Source organism: Flaviflexus sp., from assembly GCF_052087705.1.
Classification (GTDB): Bacteria; Actinomycetota; Actinomycetes; order Actinomycetales; family Actinomycetaceae; genus Flaviflexus; species Flaviflexus ciconiae.
In genome coordinates this window covers 21,365-47,693 of record NZ_JBQCYC010000019.1, presented here as the reverse complement: position 1 = coordinate 47,693, position 26,329 = coordinate 21,365, and the positions used below count along the sequence as shown (strand labels likewise).

The window sequence follows — 26,329 nt, the reverse complement described above, 5'->3', positions numbered from 1 at the left end:
GAAATCCTCTGCCAATCAGGCGTGACCCACTTTCGTTGGGTGCCCAGCATATCTGACCAGTAGTGAAGCCGCCCATCATCGGTAACAACAGTATGCGCTACGCTCAGAAGGTCTTGCCAATCGGATGGGTTCGTTATCCGCAGGCCCTGCCCGCAGGGGTCATTCTTGGCGAGCGGTAGCGTCCGATTATCACCTGCGAAAGCCGTGTCGTTGTCGAAGCAGACCGCCATCGTACTCTCCAGACTCTCAATAGGACCCGGTGTTGTCTGGATAGTCTGCGCACTTCGCGGCTGATTCGACCAGTGGCTCTGTTCAGTCAGGTCCTCACGGTGGGAGATGCCGATGTCCTTTGCGGTTACCCGGTGGGTTTGTGCACCTTCCCACCACCAAGTGAAATCCGGTGAAGCCGCGACGATCCGGGCAAGGGGGCGGAAGCACTCAGCGAATCTGCTAAGCCGGTAACCCGGACGATTAAGGGGCGTGAGAACACCGAAGCTCAATTCTGTTGCCGTGCGACCGAGATGAAGGAGCACGTCCTCTCGCGGCCCAAGAAGGGTAGGCACGCCACGGTCCACCACAGCACTAGTGAGGCGGTCGATGACTGACTGATCCGGGCTGCGCAAAAGTTCCTCGGGATCCACGAAATATCCGTCGAGAAGCTCTGTCCGCGTTGTGCTAATGGAAAGGAAGAAGAACAGGGCTGGGAGAGACTCGAGGATCTCTTCTTCCCGGTTGACGGTGGGACCATTCATCTGAACCCGCCTATTCTAGAGATGTCGGCACTTTGCCGTGTATACGCCACTGCGGGAAAACATGACATGGCGACACCCTTTGTCGTCATTGCCCTCAATTTAACTGCTCCCGTCAGGCTCCGGATGGAAATGATCGTGGATCTTCTGTGCGAAGGCGGGCCCAATTCCGGGGGCGGCGGCAAGCTCTTCGGGGCTAGCCTGCTTGATCTTGGCGACGCTCCCAAATTTGTCGAGCAGGTCTTTTTGGCGGGCAGGGCCAAGTCCCGGAATAGCATCGAGAGCAGAGCGTGTCATGGCCTTCGAACGCCGCTTCCGGTGGTGGGAGATGGCGAAGCGGTGGGATTCATCGCGCACATGCTGGAGCAGGTGGAGGGCCGCTGAGGAACGAGGGAAGATGACCGGGAAGTCATCCCCTGGGATCCAGACTTCCTCGAGGCGCTTCGCTAGGCCAACAACTTCAACATCGACACCCAGCTCATCAACAACACGCTGGGCTGCATTAACCTGCGGGAGGCCACCATCAACGACGATGAGGTTCGGGCGGTACGCAAACTTTTTGACCCTGCCGGTGTCCGGATCAACGGCACCCGATACGGCTACTTCTTCGTCGACATCACGCGAGCCTTCCTTCACCTTGGCAAGGCGCCTGCGAAGCACCTCGTCCATGGCCGCCGTATCGTCACGTGCGCCCTCGCCGTTCTCGCCACGAATGATGTAGTGGCGGTAGTCGGCCTTGCGGGGCATGCCGTCCTCAAAGACGACCATGGACGCCACCTGGTGGGTGCCCTGCGTGTGGGACACGTCGAAACACTCGATACGGAGCGGTGCGGCCGAAAGCCCGAGAACATCCCGAAGATCTTCCAGTGCCTTCGCACGTTGCGTGAGGTCGCCGGAGCGCTTCACCTTGGCGCGAGCAAGTGCCTGGGTGGCATTCTCGTGCACTGTTTCTGCGAGCCGTGCCTTGTCGCCGCGCTGTGCCACGTGCAGGTTGATGCGGGCTCCGCGGCGTTCTTCCAGCCAGGCGAGGATCGCATCGGGATCGTCCGGCATGACCGGCACGATAATTTCTCTCGGGATTGCCATTGTCGGGGTGTGGGTGCGGTCGTCAACGGACCGTGCCTGCCCCTCCGGCATCTCACGACTCGGCTTCAGGAGGCGGTTCTCGCCCTGCTCGCCATAGACCTGAAGCAACAGGGCGGTAACCAGCCCAGCATCGTCCAAGTTCTCAACACGTTCGGTCACCCAGCCACGCTGGCCGCGCACGCGGCCCCCGCGCACGTGGAACACCTGAACGCTTGCTTCGAGTTCGTCGGAGACAAGACCAAAGACATCAACATCGGTTCGGTCCGGGAGTACCACCGCGTTCTGTTCGACAACGCGCTTGAGTGCCTCGACATCATCACGGAGCCGCGCTGCCCTTTCGAAGTCGAGTTCGGTAGCAGCCTTCTTCATGTCGCGTTCGCGGGAACGAATGTGACGCCCGGTGTCACCATCAAGGAAGTTGCACAGCTCGAGAGCAAGCTCCCTGTGGTCTTCTTCGGAGATCCGACCCACACACGGTGCGGAACACTTATCGATGTAGCCGAGCAGACAGGGACGCCCCGAGCGTTGAGCTTGTTTCAGAACGCCCGGTGAGCAGGTTCGTACCGGGAACGTGTGGAGAAGTGAGTCAAGGGTGTGCCGGATCGCCCACACCTGCGTGTAGGGCCCAAAGTAGCGGTTACCTTTCTTATGAGAATTGCGGGTGATACCTGCTCGCGGAATCGACTCGGACATCGTGACCGCCAGGTACGGGTACGACTTGTCGTCCCGGTACATGACGTTGAACCGGGGGTCGAATTCCTTGATCCACGAGTATTCGAGGGTGAGCGCCTCAACCTCGGTCTTCAGCACCACCCATTCGACCCGTCCGGCAGTGGTGACCATTTGCCTGGTGCGCGGGTGTAGGAGCGCGAGGTCCTGGAAGTAGTTGACGAGCCGTTGCCGCAGGTTCTTTGCCTTACCAACATAAATAACGCGGTCGTCCTCGTCGATGAACCGATAGACCCCCGGATCGGTGGGAATATCGGAGGTCTTTGGACGGTAAACGGACGGGTCAGCCATATACCTACCCTAGGAGCGGGGCAAGGAATTGTCCGGTGTAAGAATTCTTCACCTTCGCAATGTCCTCGGGGGTACCCTGGGCGATAACCTGTCCGCCGCCGGCACCACCCTCGGGTCCCATGTCGATCACCCAGTCCGCGGATTTAATAACGTCCAGGTTGTGTTCGATCACGATCACGGTGTTGCCCTTGTCGGTAAGGCCCTGGAGGACCTTGAGGAGCTTCGACACATCTTCGAAGTGCAGGCCGGTTGTTGGCTCGTCAAGCACGTAGACGGAACGGCCGTTGCTCCGACGTTGCAGCTCGGAGGCGAGCTTCACGCGCTGGGCCTCGCCACCGGACAGGGTGGTGGCCGACTGACCAAGTCGAACATAGCCAAGACCAACGGAGTCGAGGGTAGAAAGGTGCCGGGTGATGCCGGAGACGGGGCCGAAGAACTCGAGGGCCTCCGAGATCGTCATCTCAAGGACATCGGCAACGGACTTGCCCTTGTACTTCACCTCGAGGGTGTCGCGGTTGTAGCGCTTGCCGTCGCACACTTCGCAGGGCACGTACACGTCGGGCAGGAAGCTCATTTCGATCTTGATCGTGCCGTCACCCTTGCACGATTCACAGCGACCGCCCTTGACGTTGAAGGAGAACCTGCCGGGGCCGTAGCCGCGGACCTTTGATTCGGGAACCTCAGCAAAGAGCTTGCGCACCCGGTCCCACACACCTGTGTAGGTGGCTGGGTTTGAGCGCGGGGTACGACCAATCGGAGACTGATCGACGTGGATGACCTTGTCAAGACCGTCGAGGCCCGTCACGGACGTGTGACGACCGGGAACAATTCGTGCGCGGTTCAGCTGGTTGGCAAGGGAGTTGTAGAGAATCGAGTTCACGAGCGTGGACTTGCCGGAACCGGAAACACCGGTGACGGCCACGAAGCAGGAGCGTGGGAAAGAAACCGTGACGTTCTTCAGGTTGTTTTCCTTGCCGCCCTTCACCGTGATCTGGTTCTTCTTGTCGACTTTGCGGCGTTCCGTTGGAAGCGGGATAGACCTGCGTCCAGCAAGATAGGCACCGGTGATCGACGAGTTTTCCACCAGAAGTCCGTTGTAGTCACCTGCGTAGACGATTTCTCCCCCGCGCTCGCCCGCGCCAGGGCCAATGTCAACGATATAGTCGGCGGACTTAATCGTGTCTTCGTCGTGTTCGACAACGATCAGGGTGTTGCCGAGATCGCGGAGCTTCTCAAGGGTCTGAATGAGGCGCGCGTTGTCGCGTTGGTGCAGACCAATCGACGGTTCATCCAAAACGTACAGAACGCCAACCAGGGCAGAACCGATCTGGGTGGCGAGTCGAATGCGCTGAGCTTCACCGCCGGACAGCCCGGCGGCCCCGCGGGACAGCGTGAGATAGGTGAGGCCAACGTCGACGAGGAAGCCGAGCCGGAACTGGGTTTCCTTGAGAACAGCATCGGCCACGGCCCGCTGCTTGGGCGTGAGTTCCAGCTTATTGAGGAACAGGGATGCTTCGGCGACCGACAGATCGCAGAGCTCTGCGATGGAGAGGCCGCCGATGGTGACGGCGAGAACCTCGGGCTTGAGGCGGGCGCCGTGACACTCCTGGCAGGGGATCTCCCTCATGAAGGATTCGTAACGTTCCTTCGACCATTCGGACTCGGTCTCTTCCCGCTTCCTTTTGACGAAGTCGAGAACACCTTCGAAACCGGTTGCGTACGTGCGTTCACGGCCCCAGCGGTTCTTGTACTTGACCTTGATCTTGTAGTCCTTGCCGTACACGATCGTGTCGCGGACTTCCTTGGAAAGTTCACCCCACGGGGTGTCGACGGAGAAACCAATCTCCTTGCCGAGTGCGGTCAGTTGCCTCGTGAAGTAGGTCTTGTTGCTAGCCCAGGGCAGGACAGCACCATCGCGTAGTGAGATTGACTCGTCGGGAACAACGAGCGCGGGATCCACCTCTAGCTTGGTGCCGATACCCGAACACTCGGGGCAGGCGCCGTAGGGTGCGTTGAACGAGAACGTGCGGGGCTCAATTTCCTCGAGGGTCAGCACGTGATCGTTCGGGCAGGCGCGCTTCTCCGAGTACTTTCGGAACCGCTGCGGATCGTCTTCATCGACGTCCACACGTTCGATGACAACCAGACCATCGGTCAGGCGCAGCGCGGTCTCGATCGAGTCGGTGAGCCGGCGGGTCGAGTCCTTCCGGACGAGGCGGTCAACGACGACGTCAATGTCGTGACGGAGCTTCTTGTCGAGCGTCGGTGGGTTGTCGAGCCGAACCATTTCGGAGTCGACCTTGGCGCGGGAGAAACCCTGCTGCTGAAGATCGGAGAACAGTTCGCCGTATTCGCCCTTGCGTCCGCGGATCACGGGAGCGAGAACCTGGAATCGTGTTCCCTCGGGAAGCTCCATGACGTGGTTGACGATCTGCTCCGCAGACTGCGAGCTGATCTCTTCACCGCACTCCGGGCAGTGCTGGATACCGGCACGGGCGTACAGCAACCTCAGGTAGTCGTATACCTCGGTAATTGTTCCAACGGTTGAACGCGGGTTGCGGCTTGTCGACTTCTGGTCGATCGCGACCGCGGGCGACAGTCCCCCAATGTAGTCGACGGAGGGCTTATCCATCCGTCCCAGGAACTGCCTCGCGTACGAAGACAGGGACTCGACGTAGCGTCGCTGACCCTCGGCGAAGATCGTGTCAAAAGCTAGGGATGACTTCCCGGAACCGGATAGGCCGGTGAAGACCACAAGCTGATCACGTGGGATCTCGAGGTCGACGTTCTGAAGGTTATGCTCACGGGCACCGCTGACAACGATATGTTCAGTCACTCGGACATTGTAACTGTTCCACGAGACTTTCGAACAAATGTACCCCTCAACACACTGCGTGACGCGGCACATGGGACTCCCCTATACCGCCGTAGCCGGAATGCTTACGTTCGTAGCAATCCGTTGCTCGGTAGCCGTAAACCCGGCGGGGTCGGTAGTGTAGAGGGCATGAGTATGACCTATCACACCGGTGCCGGCCTCCCTCCCGTAACAATTGACCTCGACGACACAAGGATCGTGAAGATGTCGGTGGGGAGCATGGACAACAACGTCTACCTCATCGAGAACAACCTTGGCGATGCGGTGATTGTCGATGCTGCCGCCGAGCCGCAGCGGGTGGCTGAGCTTGCCGCCGGCAAGACCGTTCACGCCATTATCACGACCCACGAGCATCACGACCACATTGGCGCTCTCGAAACGGTTCACCACGTGTTCCCGGAAGCCGAGATTCTCGCGACCAAGGAAACGGGCGTAGCCCTACCGGTTGAGGCAACGGATTCCCTCAAGCACGGCGAGGTTCGGTCCTTCGGTGATCTTGAGCTCGAGTTCATTGTTCTGCGCGGCCACACTCCCGCCGGCCTTGCGATTGTCGTTGAGGGGTCTCACATCCTGACCGGCGACTCCCTGTTCCCAGGCGGGGTTGGTAAAACTCCGTCAGAGCAGGCTTTCTTCCTGCTCTTCAACGATGTTCGCGATCGCCTGTTCGAACGCTTCGACAACGATACGATCATCCACCCCGGCCACGGGGACTCCACGACTTTGGGCGATGAACGCCCGAAGCTGACCGAATGGGAAGGACGGCGCTGGTGATTTTCGCAGCGACATACACATACGACCCCGAGCGCGATGACATCCACGATGTTCGCCCCCTGCACCGCGAGTACCTCAAGACTCTGTTCGACGATGGAAAGCTACTTGCCAGCGGTCCGCGCGGCGACGGTGCCCTTCTCATCCTTTCAGCTGACTCCGAGCAGCAGGCGATCGATCTTCTTGGCGGCGATCCGTTCATGAAGTCCGGAATCGTCCTCGAACTCGACATCAAGGAGTGGACCGTCGTTTACGGTCCGTGGGCGTGAAACGCATTGATCCCTTCATTGTTGGGATCCTTCTTGCATTCGCGCTAGGTCTTCTCTGGCCCGCCCCCGACGGTGTTCGCACCGGGATCTCGTGGGCCGGAGATGTCCTTGTCGCCATCCTGTTCTTCCTCTACGGCTTGCGCCTGCGAACCTCCGAGGTGCTGGCCGGGCTGACGAACGTCAAGGTCCAGGGGCTCATTTTTGCCTCCACTTACATCGTTTTCCCCCTTATTGGTCTCGCCATCCATCCGTTGCTGACCCCGGTCCTTGGTGAAGGCTTCGCGAACGGTTTCCTCTATCTGGCCTTCCTGCCCTCCACCATCCAGTCGTCGGTGACCTTCACGTCGATCGCCAAAGGTGACACGGCGGCCGCGGTATGCGCGGCAACGTTCTCGAACGTCATTGGCATGTTTCTCACTCCCCTCTACGTTCTGATCTTCATGAACATTGAGGGTGCCTCGGCCGGATCGATTTCGAGCGTCCTCACCCAACTGCTACTGCCGTTTTTCATTGGCCAGATTCTCCAGATCAAGCTGGGCGACCGCATTCGCAAATACCCGAAGCAACTGAAGGTCTACGACCAGGGCACGGTGGTTGTCATTGTTCTCGGAGCCGTTCTCGACTCGACCGCTGCCAACACGTGGGATGGTGTCACGCCCCTACAGATCGTTGTTCTGATCGCCGTTTCCGGTGTGCTTCTCGCCATTATTCTGGCGCTCACCTGGTATGCATCGGCTTGGCTCAAGGTGGGCAGACCCGGCCAAATTGCCGTCCTCATGTGCGGTTCCAAGAAGTCTCTCGCCACGGGATTGCCCATGGCGCAGGCGATCTTCCCGGCCGCTTTGATCGGGCCGATTGCCGTGCCGGTCATTATCTTCCACCAGATCCAGCTACTCGTGTGTGCGGTTATTGCGTCAAGGCTCGGGCGTGAAGAGTCGGACGTAGCCCGGTAGGGGCGCTATCGTTTCCACTATGAAGCCCTTCCTACTCATTGCGACCCGTCCCGAGGATGAGACCGCCGACGCCGAATACGAGCAGCTCCTGCGGTTCGGTCAGCTCGAAGAGCACGAGCTCCAGCGGATCCGTCTCGAGTCCGCTCCCCTGCCCAGTCTCGACCTCGATGACTATTCGGGCGTTATCGTCGGCGGCAGCCCTTTCACCGGCTCCATCCCAACCGAACACAAGTCCGATACGCAGCGCCGAGTGGAGAAGGAAATCTCCGACTTGCTCGACATCATTGTCGAGCGCGACTTCCCGTTCCTCGGAGCCTGCTACGGAGTTGGCACCCTCCTCTCCCACCAGGGAGCAGTCATCGACTCCACGTATTCGGAAGCGGTCGGTGCCGTCACCATCAATCTGACAACGGCAGGTCGCAATGATCCCCTTCTCGACGGCCTGCCCGACTCCTTCCCTGCCTACGTGGGACATAAGGAAGCGTGCCGGGTACTCCCCGACCACGCCATTCTTCTCGCCAGCTCCGATACCTGCCCCGTCCAAATGTTCCGCATCAAGGAGAATCTCTACGGCACCCAGTTCCACCCGGAACTCGACGCCCCGGGTATCGCCCAGCGGATCAGGATTTACAAGAATGCCGGGTACTTCAAACCGGAAGAGGCTGATTCGCTGATCGCCGAGACCTCCAAGGCACCCGTCGGCGACGTCCACCGCATCGTCTCAAACTTCACCCGCAAATACGCCGTCTCATAGGCACTGGCCAACTTCCGGTAGCCGTAGTGTGCCCGAAGGCCCGGACCCGTTTGGTTGCCGTTGCTTAGTCCGGCCGACGTGGCACGACCCTCACTAGCAAGTCCCCATAAACAGTTGAGCCTCGAGGATGTCCCTCGAGGCTCAACTGTTTTTGGATCTTTGAACGTCACCGCGTGGAGTGCATTTTTGTCAGTCCACTCCAGGAGTTAGTTCCTAAACTTCGTGCGGTCCGCGGCCGTTGTCGGTCTCGGTGTTAAGCGAGTTTGGCTCACCGGCGTGCGATGCTTGGTCTGAATTCTGTGCGTTCGGAGCCTGGCTGTCGGTTGCCGCAACGGGGTTCGTCTTCGCCTCGTCAGCCTTCTGAGCTTCCCGCTTCTTATTGCCCCAGATTGAGGCGATGACGGTAATGAAGATGACGCCGATGATGACACCGAGGGAAACGCCGATGCCGGGCTCAGGAATACCGAGGAGCATGTCGTAGCCGTGGAAGGCGTGGATGATGAGCTTGACGGCAATGAAGCCGAGGATAACGGCGAGGCCGTAGTGGAGGTAGATGAGCTTCTCGAGAAGACCATCAACGAGGAAGAAGAGCTGGCGAAGTCCAAGCAGTGCGAAGACGTTTGCCGCGAATACAATGTAGGGCTCGTCCGTCAAGCCGTAGATGGCCGGGATGGAGTCGAGTGCGAAGACGAGGTCAACGGTGCCGATAGCAACGATGCACAGGAACAGCGGGGTGATCCACGACTTGCCTTCGCGGCGCACGACGAGGCGCTGGCCCACGAAGCCTTCGGTGACGCGGAAGGTCTTCTCAGCAAAGCGGACGATGCGGTTGGGCTTGTAGTTCTCGATCTCATCCTGTTTGTCATCGGGATCATCGACACCCTGACGGACCTGGCCGATCGCGGTGTAGAGAAGGAATGCACCGAAGATGAAGAACATCCACACGAACTGGTCGATGAGGGCCTTACCGAGAAGGATGAAGACGAGGCGCATAAGGAGCGCCATAACAATGCCGTAGAGAAGGACCTTCTGCTGGTAGAGCCTGGGTACCTTGAACGAGGCAATGACGATGATAAAGACAAATATGTTGTCGACCGACAGGGCCTTTTCAACGGCGTAACCGCCGTAGTATTCACCTGCGAGAGTGCCGCCGTGCTGCCAGAGGATAACGAGTCCGAACAGGAGGGCAATAGCAACGTAGAAGGCGGACCAGATGGCCGCTTCCTTGATTGTGGGTTCGTGGGCCTTGCGGACGTGTCCGAACAGGTCAACGAGGATCAGGACGAGGGCGATACCGCCGAGTGCGAACCATTCCCACAGATCGACGTGCATCTGTTCCGGGGTGGACGCTGCCTGCGTCAGCATGACATGGGTGGGTAGCTGGGATGCCAGCAAAACATACCTCCGGGTTGTTGAACCGAAGGTCTCTTCCCACCGGATGTCCGGTCGTGAACCGAGTGCCTTGGGCACCGTGATGGCGGCTCACTGTTGTGCGGGAATACTCCCCTTCGCTAGCTTCACAGGCAACAATACGCGAATCGAATCAATCTGGACACCCAAGACCCCGGCACGTCACTATGAGGTTCGCGACGTCCCCAACTGGGGACGCACCGCTACCGTCGCACAGCAGAAACGGACATCGCAGTAGAAAAACGTGCAACGGACGCGGCTAGCGAGAGAATTCGACTTCAGCCAGCCACAGTCGGTGGAGACCAGCCGAAGGAGGCCGAACTGTTCCTCTAGTACCGCGTCGTGCCCTGCGCGATGAAAGACTCTCCTGCGTTGGGCGGCGTCTAGGACGTTGCCGACTCCATCTGCCGCAGTTCCTTCTTGAGGTCCTGGATCTCGTCGCGCAGGCGCGCCGCGAGCTCGAAGCGGAGGTCCTCGGCCGCCTGCTTCATCTGCTCGTCGAGTTCCGCGATCAGGCCGCGCAGGTCGCCCGTAGCTTTACCTGCCATTTCCTCACGGGTCTGGGGAACCGGTGTCGCCTTGCGATAGCCACCTTCAAGGAGCTCCGCGGTGTCGATTTCCTCGCGGGCCAACATGTCGGTGACGTCGGCAATCTTCTTGCGGAGCGGCTGCGGGTCGATCCCGCGTTCCTTGTTGTAGGCGATCTGCTTTTCGCGGCGCCTGTTCGTTTCGTCAATTGCTTCACGCATGTTGGGCGTGATCGTGTCCGCATACATGTGGACCTGGCCGGAGACGTTACGGGCGGCACGGCCAATGGTCTGAATGAGAGAGGTCGTGGAACGGAGGAATCCCTGCTTGTCAGCGTCGAGAATTGCCACGAGGGAGACTTCTGGCAGGTCGAGTCCCTCCCGGAGCAGGTTAATGCCGACGAGCACGTCAAACAGGCCGAGCCGGAGTTCGCGGAGCAGCTCAACGCGCCGGAGCGTGTCGACGTCGGAGTGGAGGTATTCCACCTTGACGCCTCTCTCGGCAAGGTAGTCGGTGAGGTCCTCCGCCATCTTCTTCGTGAGCGTCGTGACAAGAACACGTTCGTCTCGAGCCACCCGGGCCTTCACCTCGCCAAGAAGATCATCGATCTGGCCCTCGACGGGCTTGACGACAATCTCGGGGTCAACCAGACCGGTGGGGCGAATGATCTGTTCGACAACGCCATCCGACTGCCCCATCTCGTACTTGCCGGGGGTTGCCGACAGGTAGACGGTCTGGCCAATGCGTTCGAGGAACTCGGCCCACTTGAGCGGCCGGTTGTCCATGGCCGAGGGCAGCCGGAAGCCATGCTCCACGAGGGTTCTCTTACGGGACATGTCGCCCTCGTACATGGCGCCGATCTGGGGAACGGTCACGTGGGACTCGTCAATGACGAGAACGAAATCCGATGGGAAATAGTCGAGAAGGGTGTGGGGGGCCGTGCCCGGTCCGCGGCCGTCAATGTGGCGGGAGTAGTTCTCAATGCCGGAGCAGGATCCGACGTTCCGCATCATCTCGAGGTCGTAGGTGGTTCTCATGGAGAGCCGTTGTGCTTCGAGGAGCTTGTTCTGGGACTCGAGCTCCTCAACGCGAGCATCGAGCTCCTCCTCGATGGATTGGATCGCCTTCTGCATGCGTTCGGGCCCCGCCACGTAGTGGGAGGCCGGGAACAGGTGCGCGTGATCGGTTTGTTTCAGCACGCTCCCGGTGAGCGGGTGCAGGTAGGAGAGTTCGTCGATTTCGTCGCCGAACATCTCGATCCGGATCGCGAGTTCCTCGTACACGGGAATAATCTCGATCGTGTCGCCCCGGACGCGGAACGTGCCGCGAGTGAAGGCAATATCGTTACGCACGTACTGCATCTGCACGAACTGGCGCAGTAGCTCGTCCCGGTCGATCTCTTGGCCCACCTCGAGGCGCACCATCCGGTCCACATATTCCTGGGGGGTACCGAGGCCGTAGATGCAGGAAACGGAAGCGACGACAACCGTGTCCCGGCGGGTCAGCAGGGAGTTCGTTGCCGAGTGGCGGAGCCGCTCGACCTCGTCATTGATCGACGAGTCTTTCTCGATGAAGGTGTCTGTCTGCGGAACGTAGGCTTCCGGCTGGTAGTAGTCGTAGTACGAGACGAAGTACTCGACCGCGTTGTTCGGGAGGAGCTCCCGGAACTCCGACGCCATCTGAGCCGCCAACGTCTTATTGGGCTCAAGGATGAGCGTGGGTCGCTGAATCTGTTCGATGAGCCAGGCCGTCGTAGCCGACTTACCGGTACCGGTGGCACCGAGAAGGACGATGTCCTTCTCGCCCGCGTTGATACGCTCCGTCAGGTCGGCGATCGCGGTTGGCTGATCGCCTGACGGAGTGAACTCGGAAACTACATCGAAGGGTGCTTCGGCACGAACGAGATCGGTGACAGGACGCATGAGTCCTAGGCTAGTACCCTGCGCGGGCAGTGTCCTAGCGTGTTTCCTCCAGGCGGACCTGCACGAGCGCTTCGGCGTCGGGTCGCACCCAGCCATCGCCGTCGGGAACGCAGCAGACGTGGCGAAGAATCATCTCCTCGGTCTCTGCCGGAACAACGACATCCATGCCGTCCACGCGGGCTTCCGTGCCAGTGTGTGCCAACTTGCCCAGAAGCCTCTCCCCGTTCATGACGTGGCGACCCTTCGCCTCGGGAACAGTCTCGGTGACGACGTTCTCTTCAAACTCGCGGAGGCGAGCAATGATCTTGTCGACCTGCGCTTCAAGTTCTTCGACCGTTCCCGTGTTCTCGATGACCGCGTCGGCGAACGGCAGGCGCTCTTCATCCTCCAGCTGCGTGTTGATCCGCGCCTGAGCATGCTGCTCCGTCATGCCCCGATCGCGCACGAGACGCTCAATACGAAGATTATCGGGAGAGGTAATGACGATGAGGAACTGCGGAACGTAGGCCCTGCCGGTCTCAATGAGAAGGGGCGAGTCCTCAATCACGATGGCACGAGGGTCCGCCGACACGTACTCGCGGAACATTTCCGCCATGCGGTCCCGCACCATCGGGTGAATGATGGCGTTGAGCTCGCCGAGCCGCTCCGGATCGCTAAAAACCATGTTGGCGAGCTTCTGCCGATCGAGAATTCCGTTCTGTACCATGCCCTGGAACGTGTTCCCGATCGCCGGTACTGCAGCGCCGCCTTCCGCGGTCAGATCCCGGGAGATCTCATCCGCATCCATCACCTTCATGCCCGCCTCCGCCATCCGGGCGGAGACAAGAGACTTACCGGATGCGATACCGCCAGTTAGGCCGACATACAGCATTCCACGATCCTTTCGACAAGTTCCACGCCCTCCTCGAGCGCGAGATGCTCAGCGGGTGGGATGTGGAGAAAACACGAGTTCCCGTGATGACGATACAGGGAATACGAGAGCGTATTGCACACGTACGTCCCAGCACTGAGGGAAATTTCTATGCCGCACTCCGAAGCAATCCTATCGAGGTCCCATCCGGAGGCTAAAAAGTCGGGACCACCATCGAAGATCTTCTGACCGGTCGGCGTCGACCCGGTGACGTCTGCGGTCCGTGCCTCTTGCCAGTTCACTCCAAGCTTCTCGAGGCGCGGAACGGTGCGACCGCCGGCAACCCCGATGGAAAGCACCAGGTCAGCACCGGAAACAAGCTCTGGTACTTTCTCACCAATATCGAAGCGGACGGGCAGGATCTCCGTGCGGGCACCGAGCTTCTCCCCCGCTGCGTTCGCTAACGCCTCGCTGGGGTTCTCTCGGTGTGCGACCGATCCTTTCTCACCGAAGGGCCCAAAGCCCGTGATGAGGATCATTCTGCATCGTTCGGATCGATGGGAGCGTGGTGATCGCGGTCCGCCAGTCCCTGCTTCCAGTACCCGTCGACCTTCACAGCTTCCCGTGCCACGGGCGATTCGTTGCGGAGCCACCTGCGGGCAGCGATAAGCGTGCCGGCCTCGCCCGCGGCCCACACGTAGGTGCCGCCGTCGAGCTCGAGCTCGCTGAGCGCCTTGACGATCCCGTCGCCGGAGGGATCGAATGGCGTCCGAACAACATCCACCCCGTCCAGATCCTCGAAGTATTCGATGCCTTCACCGTGCAGGATAAGAGTCGTGGGAAGTGTCTGAGGCCGTGCCGCCAGCCAGCGCCTGATCGGCGGGAATGCCGATGCATCGCCAATAAGAACAAGCCGAGATGCTCCTACCGGGAACTCAAGGCTGGAACGCGGGCCACCCACGCGGACGGGTGATCCAACCGGCAAGGAATCAGCCCACGCGCTCACGGGGCCGTCGCCGTGCACCACGATGTCGAAGGCAATCTCGCCTCCGCCGACGTGCAGGGGCGTGTAGTGCCGCCCCGTCATCTCGCCATCCGCCGCGGGAACGAACAGCTTGCAGTGATCGCTTGGTCCGGTCGACTCGAAGCCCTCAAGCTCATCGCCGCCCAGCGTTACGCGGACGAAACCACCCGGGAGCCTCTTGGCATCCCTCACGCTCAGATCGCGTGCGCGCAGCTCGCGCGGGACTTTCACTCTGGTAGGTATCTCGAAACTCATTACGCTCATTGTCGGTAATTAGGTAAGCCTAAGCAAGCCTCATTCGGCTGCGTGAGACAAAGGCCCCTGTGCAGGCTTTACACTCATCTCATCAGAGCGGTTCTCGTCGTGCTTGACGCCCTCGATTGCTGGGCCCCTTGCACTCCCCTCGGCACCTACTTGCCGCTGTGTCGCGGTTAAGAGAAACGGTCGTGAACAGGGTCTGATCACCCCTCAAACATGCGGAAGGGGACCGCCGTAGCGGTCCCCTTCGCGGTTAGATCAGGTGCGATCAGTGGCCGGTGAGCTTCTCACGCAGAGCTGCGAGAGCCTCATCCGATGCCAGGGTGCCGGTCGACTCGGTACCCGAGGAGTAGCTGGCCGGAGCCTGCTCGCGTGCCGGTGCCGGAGCGGCCTCTGCAGCCTGCTCCTCGACCTCGGCCTGGTGAGCAACCTGCTCCTTGTGGGCAAGCCACAGTGCGTAAGCCGCGTTGTACTCGGCCTCCCACTGCTCGCGCTCGGCCTCGAAGCCCTCGAGCCATTCGCCCGACTCCGGGTCGTAACCCTCGGGGTACTTGTAGTTGCCGTTCTCGTCGTACTCGGAAGCCATGCCGTAGAGCGATGCATCGAAGTCCGCGGACTCCGGGTCGACGCCCTCATTGGCCTGCTTGAGCGACAGGGAAATGCGGCGGCGCTCAAGGTCGATGTCAATGACCTTGACGAACAGCTCGTCGCCAACCTTTGCGATCTGCTCGGGCTGCTCGATGTGGCGCTGTGCGAGCTCGGAGATGTGGACGAGGCCCTCGATGCCGTCCTCGACGCGGACGAACGCACCGAAGGGAACGAGCTTGGTGACCTTGCCGGGCACGACCTGGCCGATGGCGTGGGTACGTGCGAAGACCTGCCACGGGTCCTCCTGCGTCGCCTTGAGCGACAGGGAGACACGCTCGCGGGCCATGTCGACCTCGAGAACCTCGACGGTGACAGGGGTGCCAACCTCGACGACCTCGTTCGGGTGGTCGATGTGCTTCCAGGAGAGCTCGGAAACGTGGACGAGACCGTCAACGCCACCGAGGTCCACGAAGGCACCGAAGTTCACGATGGAGGAGACTACGCCCTCGCGAATCTGGCCCTTCTGGAGCGTGTTGAGGAAGTGGCTGCGGGTCTCGGACTGGTTCTGCTCGAGGAATGCGCGGCGGGAAAGAACGACGTTGTTACGGTTCTTGTCGAGCTCGATGATCTTCGCATCGATGTCGCGGCCGATGTAGGGCTGCAGGTCGCGAACGCGACGCATCTCGACGAGCGATGCGGGAAGGAATCCGCGCAGGCCGATGTCGACGATGAGGCCACCCTTGACGACCTCGATGACGTTGCCGGAGACGACACCGTCGGTGTTCTTGATCTCCTCGATCTTGGCCCAGGCACGCTCCTGCTGTGCGCGGCGCTTCGAGAGGAGAAGGCGGCCTTCCTTGTCTTCCTTCTGGAGGACGTAGGCCTCGACGCGATCTCCTACGGCGACGACCTCATCGGGGTCGATGTCGTGCTTGATCGACAGTTCCTTCGAGGGAATAACACCCTCGGTCTTGTAGCCAATGTCGAGAAGGACCTCGTCGTGGTCCACCTTGACAATGGTGCCCTCGACGATGTCCCCGTCGTTGAAGTACTTGATGGTCTCGTCAACAGCTGCGAGGAGTTCTTCCTTCGAGCCAATATCGTTGACGGCGACCTGCGGGGTGGTCGGCTGCTCGGGCGTGGTAGTTGTCATTGAGTTGTAGTCTCCGATGGGACAGTAGAAATAGATTGGACAGTTATTGCGGATATCCCGAAGGACATCCAAGAAACCACAATAACGCGATGTTGGCCCATTTGCCAGAGAGAACAGCCAGTTTTCCCCGGACCTGTGACGAGAACTACCCATGGGGGATCAATGGCTACGACCCGTTCACCTGCTCGTTACCCTGGCGCGTGGGAAACTATCACCATGGAACCCGCCTTCAGACCGTCCGCTGACGTACCCGATCCGCAATCGGTTGCGGAAAAATGGTGGTCCGCAAACGCCAAACAATATCTCGCCGAACATCCGTCGCTCGGTGACGTTCGATTTCAGTGGGGGCCGGAAGGCTGGACGGAAGAGGATCTGCAAATTCTCCCAGCAGCGCCGGGACGTATTCTCGAGGTCGGTGCTGGCGCCGCTCAGTGCTCCCGCTGGCTTGCCTCGAAGGGGCACAACGTCACCGCTTCAGACATCTCGAAGGGCATGCTGTCGGCCGCGGAGCTACTCAACGAGAAGACCGGGATCGCGTTCCCGCTCATCCACTCCAGCATTGACGCTATGCCTTTCGGCGATTCGTCCTTCGACACGGTATTCACGTCGTTTGGGGCCCTCAGCTTTATCCCTGACCTCGGCCCTGCCTTCGCGGAAGTTTTTCGTGTCCTCTCCCCCGGCGGCCTGTGGGCCTACTCCGTCACCCACCCGTTCTCGTGGGTGTTCCCCGATTCGCCCTATACGGATGACCTCAAGGTGATCCGCCCCTACGGGAAGAGGGAGGCCTACGTCGAATCAGATCGTGCAGGCACGTCCTACGCAGAGTTCCCGCACACGCTTTCCGATCACATCAACGGCCTCGTCCGAGCAGGCTTCGCAATCGACGACATCCTCGAACCTGCGTGGCCGGTGGCCAATGCCGAGACGTGGGGCGCGTGGGGTCCCGACCGGGGAGCGATGCTCCCCGGCACCCTTATTGTCAGTGCGCGGCGGCCCGCCAGTTAGGCCCAACACCGACGCCGACGGAAAGCGGGACCGACAGGTCAACGGCCGCCCCCATCTTCTCCTCAACGAGTGCGCGGACGTCCGCTTCCTCGCCGGGAGCAATCTCCAGGACAAGTTCGTCGTGGACCTGGAGGAGAACGCGCGAGGTGTGCTTCGCGGTCGTCAGGGCCTCGTCGACGCCGAGCATGGCGATCTTGATGATGTCGGCAGCCGATCCCTGGATTGGTGCGTTGAGCGCCATCCGCTCCGCAGCATCCCGGCGCTGACGATTGTCGGATGTCAGGTCGGGCAGGTAGCGCCTGCGTCCCAAGATCGTTGACGTGTAACCGTCCTTCCGTGCCTGGGCGACAACGGACTCGAGGTAGTTGCGTACCGCTCCGAACCGTTCGAAGTAGTCGTCCATGAGCTGCTGGGCCTCGCTACGTTCGATGCGGAGCTGTCGGGACAGCCCGAATGCGGACAGGCCGTAGGCTAGCCCGTAGCTCATGGCCTTGATCTTGTTTCGCTGGGTCGGGCTGACTTCCTCGGGCGCAATACCGTAGACGTGCCCGGCCACGTACGAGTGGAGGTCTTCCCCGTCAATGAAGGCCTGGATGAGAGCGGCGTCGCCCGACTGGTGGGCCATGAGCCTCATCTCGATCTGCGAGTAGTCCACGGTCATGATCGACTCGTAGCCAGGACCGGGGATAAAGGCCTCGCGGATCCGCTGGCCCTCCTCTGTGCGGGCGTGGATGTTTTGCAGGTTCGGTTCGGTCGACGACAGGCGGCCGGTGGCTGCCACCGTCTGCTGGAAGGAGGTGTGAATCCGCCCATCGTCCAGGACGGACTTGGCGAGTCCTTCAACGGACTGCTTCAGCTTGATTGCATCGCGATGCTCGAGGAGCTGGCCCAGGAACTCACGCCCGGCAACAGCCTGGTCGTCCTCGCGGAACGCGAGCTGGGTGTAGAGATCCGTGAGGGCCTCCGCGTTCGTCGTGTATCCCGATTTGGTCTTACGCGTCGGGGGTAAGCCGAGCTCGTCAAAGAGCACGCCCTGGAGCTGCTTGGGGCTCGACAGATTCACCTCGTGGCCAATTGCGGCATACGCGGAGTCGGCGGCGCGGTTCACCCGGCCGTCAAACTCCTTGAAGAGATCGTCGAAGACGGCCTTGTCGGAAGCAATTCCAATGTCCTCCATACGCGCCAGGATGGTCATGAGGGGCGTTTCAATGACCTGCAGGAGGTCCGTGGAACCCCGCTTCTCGACCTCGTCCAGCAGGATGGACGAAAGCGGAAGCAGCGACCATGCTCTGCTTGCCGGGCCTTCCACGCCAGCTCCGCCAAGCCCGAGCCCCAGGTCGAGCTCAGCGGCCTCGATCTCGGGCAGAGTAACACCAATGTGGCGGACCACGAGGTCGGGAAGATCGTAGCTGCGCTGGTCCGGGTGGAGGATGTAGGCGGCCAGCTCCGTGTCCACCTCAACACCGGCAAGCTCTGCACCGAACGACCCCTTGATCGCATGCCACGTCCACTTCGCGCCGTGGATGATCTTCTTAGCCTCGGGGTCCTCAATCCAGGCAACAATAGCTTTCTCGTCTTCGGGGCTGAGGTCCGTGCGGTCCGCAACAAGAGCCTGCCCGGAGTCAAGCGCGAGCGAGATCCGGGTGATGTCACCGCGGTGCGGGCTGCCGGCGCCTTCAAGGAACAGTCCGATGGTCTCTGAACCAAACTCATTGAGCCAGTCATCAATGTCGCCGGCGCTTGCCGCCGCGGCCTCGAGCGCCTCCATGGCGTCCCCGGCCTGCTCGGTGTCACCATCGGCGAGCGGTAGCTCTGCCAGGACTCGCGGGCGGAGCGAGGTGAAATCGAGAAGGTCGAAGAGCTGGTGGACCGCTTCGCGGTTCACGCCCCTGGGCACAAGGTCCTCGAAGCCCACCTCGAGAGGCATGTCTCTCAGCAGATGGTTGAGCTTCCTGTTGAGCTTTACCTGGTCAAGGTTATCGCGCAGGCTCTGACCGACCTTGCCGCCGATCTCGTCCGCATGCTCGATGATTCCGTCGAGATTCCCGTATTGGTTGATCCACTTCTGTGCCGTTTTCGGTCCCACGCCGGGAACTCCGGGCAGGTTGTCGGCTTGCTCGCCCACCAGGGCTGCAAGGTCCGGGTACTGCTCGGGGGTGACACCTGCGCGTTCCTTGACGACATCCGGTGTCATCTCCAACATCTGCGATCTCGGCATCGGGTACAGCAGGGTCACGTTGTCGTTGACGAGCTGGTAGGTGTCCTTGTCTCCCGACGAGATCACCACATCCATCCCCTCATCAACACCCCAGGCCGAAAGCGTGGCCACGATGTCGTCGGCCTCGTACTGGTCTTTCGTAATCCAGGCGATCCCGAGCGTGTCGAGAACTTCCTGAATCAGCGGGATCTGGCCCTTGAACTCTTCGGGGGTTTCGGCTCGGCCGCCCTTGTAGGGCGCGTACTCCTTTGTGCGGAACGTCCCTCCCGACAGATCGAAAGCAACCGCAACATGCGTGGGCTGAACATCGGCGTACAGCTTTAGCAGGGTGTTGAGGAATCCGTGAATTCCGTTCGTGTACTGTCCCTGGTCGGTCCGGAAGGCATCTTTCGGAAGTGCGAAGAAGCTACGGAACGCGAGGGAGTGGCCGTCGAGAAGAAGGAGTCGTTGATTCACAAGACTAGAGTACGTGGCGGTCCAGATAAATTCAGTAACCGGTTATCCTGGTGCGCATGGATCATCTCAAGCGGGGACACGGGCCCCTTGCCGATAAGCTCGGCGTCGTCTTTCATTCCATGACCGATACTTCCGCCGAAGCAACGATGCCGGTCGAAGGAAACACGCAGCCATATGGCCTGTTGCACGGCGGAATGAATGGTTTCCTCGTTGAACACCTCGCCTCCGGACTCGCCATGAGGCACTGCCCGCCCGACCTTGTCCCCGTGGGAACCGACCTACACGTCTCGCATGTCTCCCCCGCAACCGCCGACTCGGTCCGAGCGGTCGCCACCCTCCAGTCGAAATCCAAGGGCTCAATTTGGGTCCGCGTGGAAATCTTCTCAGGTGAGCGCCTCACCGCCTTTGGCTCGCTCACCCTCCGGTTCGTCACGCCCCGGATCTAAAGGCAGGGCACCATCGCTCGCTCGACCCATCACTGCGCGGGGCTGAACCCCGTCGTCAGCGGTTGAGCCAAGCCAGGAGGAGATAAGCCAACCGCGGGCAGGTCGGCAACAGACACGTCAAGCAGACAAGCCAACCACGGTCAAGCCAACACGATAACGGATTCAAAGGACCGGGCCTAGCATCAAGCTGGGCCCGGTCCTTCTCTGTCCATGTCGCCGTGACGATACCGCAAGCGGCTCGCGGCACGAGGATTGTTTTAGTCTGCGCGTCCGACCTGGTCGATGACGGCGTCGGCTACTTCCTTCATGGTGAGCCTGCGGTCCATGGACGTCTTCTGGATCCAGCGGAACGCCTCGGGTTCCGTCAGTCCCATCTTCGACATGAGGAGGCCCTTCGCACGGTCCACCTGCTTGCGGGTCTCGAACTGCTCGGTGAGGTTAGCGACCTCGCTCTCGAGCGAGACGATCTCCTTGAAGCGGGATACTGCGATCTCGACTGCCGGGATCAGGTCGGCCGGCGTGAACGGCTTGACCACGTATGCCATGGCGCCAGCATCGCGTGCTCGCTCCACAAGCTCGGACTGCGAGAATGCGGTCAGCATGACGACCGCACAGGTGCGGTTGGCGAGAATCTGCTCGGCGGCGGTGATCCCGTCCATGCCCGGCATCTTCACGTCCATGACAACAACGTCCGGTTCGAGTTCCTTGGCCTTTTCAATGGCCTCTTCGCCATTGCTTGCTTCACCAACGACATCGATTCCAGCATCGGTCAGGGTTTCAACAATATCGAGGCGAATGAGAGCCTCGTCTTCAACGACGAGCGCACGATAGTGGCGCTCCTCGTTCTCGCCGACAACGACGTCAGCGTTGATCTCGAGGTCATCGAGAGAGCTGTCTTCTTTCTTTACCACCGCGGACTCCTTTGGCACGATACGGCGCTTGGGCCATCCATTGCCCATGGACATTATCGCCCCAAGATTATCGGTCCCGCTGAGGTTTCGTCATATCTAATCGCACGCTTGCACGGTCTTTCAGATATTTCGACAGGAAATTGCCTAAGAAACCCGCGTCGTTTCAATATTTCTGCAACGAAACTACCACTTTGTGAATCCTCTTACTGTGTCTCACAAGCGCGTGGTCCCGCGGCCCCACAAGGCCCACTCGAGTGCACATGGAACGGACACATACGTCGGGCGCCGACATGGGAAAAGCCCTATTCAGCAAGGTTCTACGCGAGTAACGTCTATCGACAATAAAGTTTGTCGCAGCTCTCCATAGGTACGCCCCATAAGAAGACAGAGCAGGCATGCCTTCCACTTGCCATTCATCCTCGATACTCTTCTATTACCGATTCTTTGCAGACTTGCCGCAAATTGATGCAAAGTGCGACAACCCGACTCTTTTAGTTCTTAGATTAGAGAACTCCCATAACTCTCTCCTCTTCATGTCATAACCGGCACTTTTACTGATAGTTAAGTAACTCAACCGGCTACTTCATAGTCGGAAATAGGTAAGGATTAGATATGTCGCGCAAACTCTGGGTAGCGACCGGAACTCTTGGCGTTCTTGGGATTGCCGCGGGGACGGGTTTTGCCGTCGCGGGAAGCGATGACACCCCAAATCCCTCCGGCATCGTAAAGTTTGCCTCCGCAACCACGACCGCCTCGCCAAGCCAGACCAACTCAACAACCGCGACGTCTACGGTATCGGCTCGTTCGACGGTGACCACGCAGTCAACACAGACGGCTGTCAGTACGTCATCTCCGACCGGCGCTGCGAGCGTCCCCTCCCCGGTATCCGCTCAGACACCGGCTCCTGCAGTGACGCGCACGCCGGTTCGGACACAGGCACCAGCTCCTACGCGTACCCAGGCTCCTGCGCCCGCACGGACCCAGGCACCGGCTCCCGCTCCTAAGCCGGCCCCTGCACCCGCACCCATTCACGTATCGGCACCGAGCCCAGTTTCCGCTCAGAGTCCCGTCTCTGCACCGACCCCGGCCCCAACGGCTTCACCCGTCTCGGCAGAGTCTCCGGATTTACCTGACTCCCCCGAGTCCGCGGACTCGGCTGACTAGACCCGTCTCGGCGTCGTGCAGCCTGTCAATCCTTGAGTGCGGCGCCGCGGCGGTATGGTGTCCCGGCAGATGATCGTCCTGCCGGGGCACCATGCTGTCGTTTCGTGTTCCAGCGCAAAGCCCGACCACCCAGTCCCCCTCAGATCATGCGCGAACTGGTGGATCAATCGTGAGGCCCTACCCGGGCATGGTCATGCGCGGATCTATCGCATGGGTATCGAACCGCGTGTGGGCATGAAAATGCCCCGATCCGCAGGGCCTGGGGCTCACTGACGGATCAGGGCGTGGTACTCCGGGCGGGACTTGAACCCGCATGCCTTTCGGCGCCGCATTTTGAGTGCGGTGTGTCTGCCAATTCCACCACCGGAGCTGAGGGCTCAGCGAACCGAGCCCAGGAAGATACTCTAGTCGAGACCTCCCACAATGTTCCTACTCGGCATGGTCTCACCAATCTTGTGGACCCTGATCGAGTTCGTGGAACCAACGGTACCCGGGGGCATACCCGAGACAATAACAACGCGCTCGTCGTCCTCTAGGAGCGCCTTCTGGCGCAGGATGTTATCGACCTGGTTCACCATGTCGTCAGTGTGTGCGACCTCGGGAACGATGACGGCCTCAACACCCCACGAGAGCGCGAGAGTGTTCCTTGTCGACTCGAACGGGGTGAAGACGAGGTGCGGGATCGGGGACCGCAGGCGCGACATGCGGCGGGCGGTGAGGCCCGACGTGGTGAACGTGACGGCGTAGCGGCAGTCGAGCGCCTCGGCAATGTCGAGGGCCGCGCGGGTGATGATGCCGTTGCGGGTCTGGCGCAGGCCGGTCAGCTGTGCAATGTTCTCCATGCCGTGCTGCTCGGTGTACGAGATGATGTCGCTCATGACGTTGACACATTCGATCGGGTACTGACCGACCGAGGTCTCACCGGACAGCATGACAGCGTCGGCACCGTCGATGATCGCGTTGGCGCAGTCGGATGCCTCTGCACGCGTCGGGCGCGGGCTGGTGATCATCGACTCGAGAACCTGGGTGGCGACGATCACGGGCTTCGACTTGCGGCGCGCTAGATCGATGCAGCGCTTCTGGACGGTGGGGACCTGCTCGAGCGGAAGCTCAACGCCGAGGTCGCCACGAGCAACCATGAGGCCGTCAAACACGTTGACGATCTCTTCGAGGTTCTCTACAGCCTGGGGCTTTTCGATCTTTGCGACGACGGGAACCTTGCGGCCGACCCTGTCCATGACCTCGTAGACGTCGCCGATGTCCTTGGCGGAGCGGACGAACGACAGGGCGATGAGGTCGGCTCCGAGGTTCAGTGCCCACTCGAGGTCGATCTTGTCCTTCTCGGACAGTGCCGGCACGGAGACGGCAACGCCGGGCAGGTTAACGCCCTTATGGTTGGAGACCGGGCCACCGACCAGAACCTCGGTGATAACGCGTGGGCCAACAACTTCCTTCACCTTGATGAGGATGTTGCCGTCGTCGATCAGGATCTCGTCGCCGGGCTTGCAGTCGGCGGGCAGTCCCTTAAACGTTGTGGAGACCATATCCTTGTCGCCAAGGATGTCTTCGGTCGTGATGGTGAACTCATCGCCCTTGCGGAGGATGACGGAGCCGTCGGCGAAATTACCCAGACGGATCTTGGGGCCCTGAAGGTCAACGAGGATGGCAACGGCCTTCCCTGTCTCCTCGGCCGCGGCACGGACGTTCCGGTAGGTCTCCTCATGGTCCGCGTGCGTTCCATGAGAGGCGTTGATGCGCGCGACATTCATACCGGCTTCAACCAGTTCGCGCGTCTTCTCCTTACTGGACGTGGCAGGACCAATGGTGCAGACAATTTTCGCTCTTCGCATGACACCAACATTACCCAACTAAAGTCCTAGATTTGCAGTCACACACGATAATTCCTGCCACATTCACCCCGCATTATCCCAATTTGGCAAATTTCCTGGTAGGCGATGACTCGAGTGCACCTATGTGCGCACCGGATTAGAAGTGCCCGGATGACGATTGCTCGCCTTCCAGGCACCCAAACCAGAGTTCATCTCAGGTCGCGTTGCTACTTCTCAGTCTCCGTATTTTCATCCTTCGACTCCGCGCGTGTCGCGGTGGACGCCCGGTGTTTGGCGGTGTTCTTGGCTGACCTATCGCTTTCGCCAAACGCTTCAGCTTCCGAGTTATCGGAATCCGAAGATTCGGTAGGACTGTCCGCTGAGGTGGCCGTGGCACCTTCAGCAGACGACGCACTTTCTGCCGAGGCCGCGCTGTCTGCGGAGTCCGCGTCCGGATCGGTCTGCGGGCCGTGCCCGGGCAGGTAGATGTCGTCGGCGTCGTCGCGTTCGCGCACGACCTTGGTGCGCCAGGCGAACATGACGGCTGCGAGAGCGAAGATGATGATCGAGGTCCAGACGTTGAGTCTGAGCCCGAGAACCATTTCTGCTTCGTCGATGCGGAGGTTTTCAATCCATACGCGGCCCAGCGTGTAGATCATGATGTAGGCCCAGAAGGTTTGGCCACCGCGGAGGTTGAACTTGCGTTCCAGGGCCACGAGGGCAACGGCGCCAATGAGGCACCAGATCAGTTCGTACAGGAACGTCGGATGGAAGAGAGTCCCGTCCGGGTATCCCCCAACGACGTTCTCCGGGTCGATCTCCAGCCCCCAGGGCAGGTCTGTCGGCTTACCGTAGAGCTCCTGGTTGAAGTAGTTTCCGAGTCGGCCGATCGCCTGAGCGAGAAGCATACCGGGGGCAAGAGCATCCGCAAAGGGAGCTATTCGCAGACCGCGTCGCTTCAGCCCAATCCAGGCTCCCACGGCACCGAGTGCGACGGCTCCCCAGATACCGAGCCCGCCTTCCCAGACTCGAAAGATCTTTGTGAGGTCGCCGTTCTCACCAAAGTACGGGTCGGGCGTTGTGAAGATGTGGTAGAGCCTGGCCCCCACAATTCCGAATACCACCATCCACACAGCCACATCGAGGCTGACTTCGGCCGGGCCGCCCTTGCGGCGGTAGCGCTTTTCCAGCACCCACCAGGCGACAACGATGCCAATGAGAATGGCGATGGCGTAGGCCCGCAAAGGTAGCGGACCGATCATCCACACCCCTTCGGACGGGGACGGGATTGATAGTGAAAGCATGCTCACCCTTCGCGGTGGGATCCGGCAGCGAGTTCCGTTGCCAGATCGCGGAGCTTCCGAAGGCTCGGGTCCTCCGAAAGCGCATGGATTAGTGCGGAGCCCACAATAACACCATCCGCGTATTCGGCGATCTCGGCCGCCTGCTCTCGCGTCGATACACCAAGGCCCACGCAGACGCGTTCCCCGCCTGCGTAGCGAGTATCGGCGACCAGCTTGCGTGCCCGATCATCGACCTGCGCGCGGGCGCCCGTCACACCCATCGTTGACGCGGCGTAGACGAAGCCGGTCGAGGCATCGGCTGTGAGCTTGAGGCGCTCAGGACGCGAGGATGGTGCGACCAGGAAGATTCGGTCGAGGCCGTATTCGTCCGAGGCTGCGATCCACTCCCCCGCCTCCTCGGGAATGAGGTCGGGCGTGATGAGGCCGGCTCCGCCGGCGTTCTTGAAGTCACGCGCGAACCTATCGACGCCGTAGCGGTGGACGAGGTTGAAGTACGTCATGACCTCAACGGCTGCGCCCGTGGCGGCAACCTGCTCGACCACTCCGAACAGGTCCTTGACCTTGAAGCCGTTTGCGAGGGCTTCCTGGGTGGTCTTCTGAATGATCGGGCCATCCATGCTCGGATCCGAGTACGGCAGTCCAAGCTCAATGATGTCGGCACCGGATTCGACAACGGCTATGGCCGCGTCGGCACTTCCCTGAACTGACGGATATCCGGTCGGAAGATAGGCGACGAATGCTGCCCCGCCCTTTGCCTTGGCGGCATCAATTTTCTCTGCTGCCCTCATG

The 26,329-nt window shown here is 60.5% G+C and carries 21 protein-coding genes and 1 tRNA gene; 7 read left to right on the top strand and 15 right to left on the bottom strand.

The window, feature by feature from the left end; genetic code table 11:
• The 3 genes from ACTHUY_RS09595 to uvrA form a co-directional block, all read right to left on the bottom strand.
• A partial coding sequence (locus ACTHUY_RS09595) for a hypothetical protein (protein ID WP_441678633.1) occupies positions 1–752 on the bottom strand: 752 nt, incomplete at its 3' end.
• A 99-nt stretch (positions 753–851) separates the two neighbouring features.
• Complete coding sequence (uvrC, locus tag ACTHUY_RS09590) at positions 852–2,855, bottom strand: excinuclease ABC subunit UvrC (RefSeq protein WP_441654866.1); 2,004 nt, start codon at positions 2,853–2,855, stop codon at positions 852–854.
• Between the two features lie 4 nt (positions 2,856–2,859).
• Positions 2,860–5,691: an excinuclease ABC subunit UvrA gene (uvrA, locus tag ACTHUY_RS09585; protein WP_441654867.1), complete on the bottom strand. Its 2,832-nt coding sequence runs from the start codon at positions 5,689–5,691 to the stop codon at positions 2,860–2,862.
• A gap of 168 nt (positions 5,692–5,859) precedes the next feature.
• Between uvrA and ACTHUY_RS09580 the strand changes: the two genes are divergently transcribed.
• From ACTHUY_RS09580 to ACTHUY_RS09565, 4 genes are read left to right on the top strand one after another with little or no spacing between them, the layout of a single operon-like run.
• A complete protein-coding gene (locus tag ACTHUY_RS09580) occupies positions 5,860–6,501 on the top strand; it encodes an MBL fold metallo-hydrolase (protein ID WP_441654868.1) in 642 nt (213 codons plus the stop codon).
• Entirely contained in the window at positions 6,498–6,767 is a 270-nt protein-coding gene (locus ACTHUY_RS09575) for a YciI family protein (RefSeq protein ID WP_228201568.1), read from the top strand. The genes ACTHUY_RS09580 and ACTHUY_RS09575 overlap by 4 nt, the downstream gene beginning before the upstream one ends.
• The gene (locus tag ACTHUY_RS09570; protein ID WP_441675189.1) at positions 6,764–7,720 is read left to right on the top strand and encodes a bile acid:sodium symporter family protein; all 957 of its coding nucleotides are present in this window, start codon (positions 6,764–6,766) and stop codon (positions 7,718–7,720) included. The genes ACTHUY_RS09575 and ACTHUY_RS09570 overlap by 4 nt, the downstream gene beginning before the upstream one ends.
• A 19-nt stretch (positions 7,721–7,739) precedes the next feature.
• Positions 7,740–8,474, top strand: coding sequence for a glutamine amidotransferase (locus ACTHUY_RS09565; protein WP_441654870.1), 735 nt, complete (start codon positions 7,740–7,742; stop codon positions 8,472–8,474).
• Between the two features lie 213 nt (positions 8,475–8,687).
• Here the strand turns inward: ACTHUY_RS09565 and ACTHUY_RS09560 are convergent, their stop codons facing one another.
• The 6 genes from ACTHUY_RS09560 to rpsA all read right to left on the bottom strand — a co-directional run bounded on the left by ACTHUY_RS09560 (position 8,688) and on the right by rpsA (position 16,207).
• Positions 8,688–9,869 (bottom strand): TerC family protein, encoded by a 1,182-nt coding sequence (locus ACTHUY_RS09560; protein WP_441654871.1) that lies wholly within the window; start codon positions 9,867–9,869, stop codon positions 8,688–8,690.
• Between the two features lie 398 nt (positions 9,870–10,267).
• Positions 10,268–12,334 carry an excinuclease ABC subunit UvrB gene (gene uvrB, locus ACTHUY_RS09555; RefSeq protein ID WP_441654872.1) on the bottom strand — a complete coding sequence of 689 codons (2,067 nt, stop codon included), beginning with the start codon at positions 12,332–12,334 and terminating at the stop codon, positions 10,268–10,270.
• Between the two features lie 34 nt (positions 12,335–12,368).
• Positions 12,369–13,205 (bottom strand): dephospho-CoA kinase, encoded by an 837-nt coding sequence (gene coaE, locus ACTHUY_RS09550; protein WP_441654873.1) that lies wholly within the window; start codon positions 13,203–13,205, stop codon positions 12,369–12,371.
• Positions 13,187–13,723, bottom strand: a complete 537-nt coding sequence (locus ACTHUY_RS09545; protein ID WP_441654874.1) for a pyroglutamyl-peptidase I family protein — start codon at positions 13,721–13,723, stop codon at positions 13,187–13,189. Before ACTHUY_RS09545 ends, coaE begins: the two co-directional genes overlap by 19 nt.
• Positions 13,720–14,463, bottom strand: coding sequence for a siderophore-interacting protein (locus tag ACTHUY_RS09540; protein WP_441675190.1), 744 nt, complete (start codon positions 14,461–14,463; stop codon positions 13,720–13,722). The genes ACTHUY_RS09545 and ACTHUY_RS09540 overlap by 4 nt, the downstream gene beginning before the upstream one ends.
• 271 nt (positions 14,464–14,734) lie before the next feature.
• Complete coding sequence (gene rpsA, locus ACTHUY_RS09535) at positions 14,735–16,207, bottom strand: 30S ribosomal protein S1 (RefSeq protein WP_441654876.1); 1,473 nt, start codon at positions 16,205–16,207, stop codon at positions 14,735–14,737.
• Between the two features lie 216 nt (positions 16,208–16,423).
• Here rpsA and ACTHUY_RS09530 point away from each other — a divergent pair, with 216 nt between their 5' ends.
• Entirely contained in the window at positions 16,424–17,212 is a 789-nt protein-coding gene (locus ACTHUY_RS09530; RefSeq protein ID WP_441654877.1) for a class I SAM-dependent methyltransferase, read from the top strand.
• On the opposite strand, the gene polA is transcribed toward ACTHUY_RS09530, so the two are convergent.
• On the bottom strand, positions 17,187–19,886 hold the full coding sequence (polA, locus tag ACTHUY_RS09525; protein ID WP_441654878.1) for a DNA polymerase I: 2,700 nt from the start codon (positions 19,884–19,886) through the stop codon (positions 17,187–17,189). The genes ACTHUY_RS09530 and polA overlap by 26 nt on opposite strands.
• A 56-nt stretch (positions 19,887–19,942) precedes the next feature.
• Here polA and ACTHUY_RS09520 point away from each other — a divergent pair, with 56 nt between their 5' ends.
• Complete coding sequence (locus ACTHUY_RS09520) at positions 19,943–20,332, top strand: PaaI family thioesterase (RefSeq protein ID WP_441654879.1); 390 nt, start codon at positions 19,943–19,945, stop codon at positions 20,330–20,332.
• A 257-nt stretch (positions 20,333–20,589) separates the two neighbouring features.
• Here the strand turns inward: ACTHUY_RS09520 and ACTHUY_RS09515 are convergent, their stop codons facing one another.
• Positions 20,590–21,204, bottom strand: coding sequence for an ANTAR domain-containing response regulator (locus ACTHUY_RS09515; RefSeq protein WP_441654901.1), 615 nt, complete (start codon positions 21,202–21,204; stop codon positions 20,590–20,592).
• Positions 21,205–21,855: 651 nt separating this feature from the next.
• Here ACTHUY_RS09515 and ACTHUY_RS09510 point away from each other — a divergent pair.
• Positions 21,856–22,407 carry a hypothetical protein gene (locus tag ACTHUY_RS09510; protein ID WP_441654880.1) on the top strand — a complete coding sequence of 184 codons (552 nt, stop codon included), beginning with the start codon at positions 21,856–21,858 and terminating at the stop codon, positions 22,405–22,407.
• A gap of 285 nt (positions 22,408–22,692) precedes the next feature.
• Here the strand turns inward: ACTHUY_RS09510 and ACTHUY_RS09505 are convergent.
• From ACTHUY_RS09505 to trpA, 4 genes are all read right to left on the bottom strand, one after another.
• Positions 22,693–22,777: transfer RNA gene (locus tag ACTHUY_RS09505), tRNA-Leu, on the bottom strand.
• Between the two features lie 34 nt (positions 22,778–22,811).
• Positions 22,812–24,257, bottom strand: coding sequence for a pyruvate kinase (gene pyk, locus ACTHUY_RS09500; RefSeq protein ID WP_441654881.1), 1,446 nt, complete (start codon positions 24,255–24,257; stop codon positions 22,812–22,814).
• A gap of 206 nt (positions 24,258–24,463) precedes the next feature.
• Positions 24,464–25,540: a prolipoprotein diacylglyceryl transferase gene (gene lgt / locus ACTHUY_RS09495; RefSeq protein WP_441654882.1), complete on the bottom strand. Its 1,077-nt coding sequence runs from the start codon at positions 25,538–25,540 to the stop codon at positions 24,464–24,466.
• Positions 25,541–25,542: 2 nt separating this feature from the next.
• A complete protein-coding gene (trpA, locus tag ACTHUY_RS09490; RefSeq protein ID WP_126703434.1) occupies positions 25,543–26,328 on the bottom strand; it encodes a tryptophan synthase subunit alpha in 786 nt (261 codons plus the stop codon).
• Position 26,329: the final 1 nt, after the last annotated feature.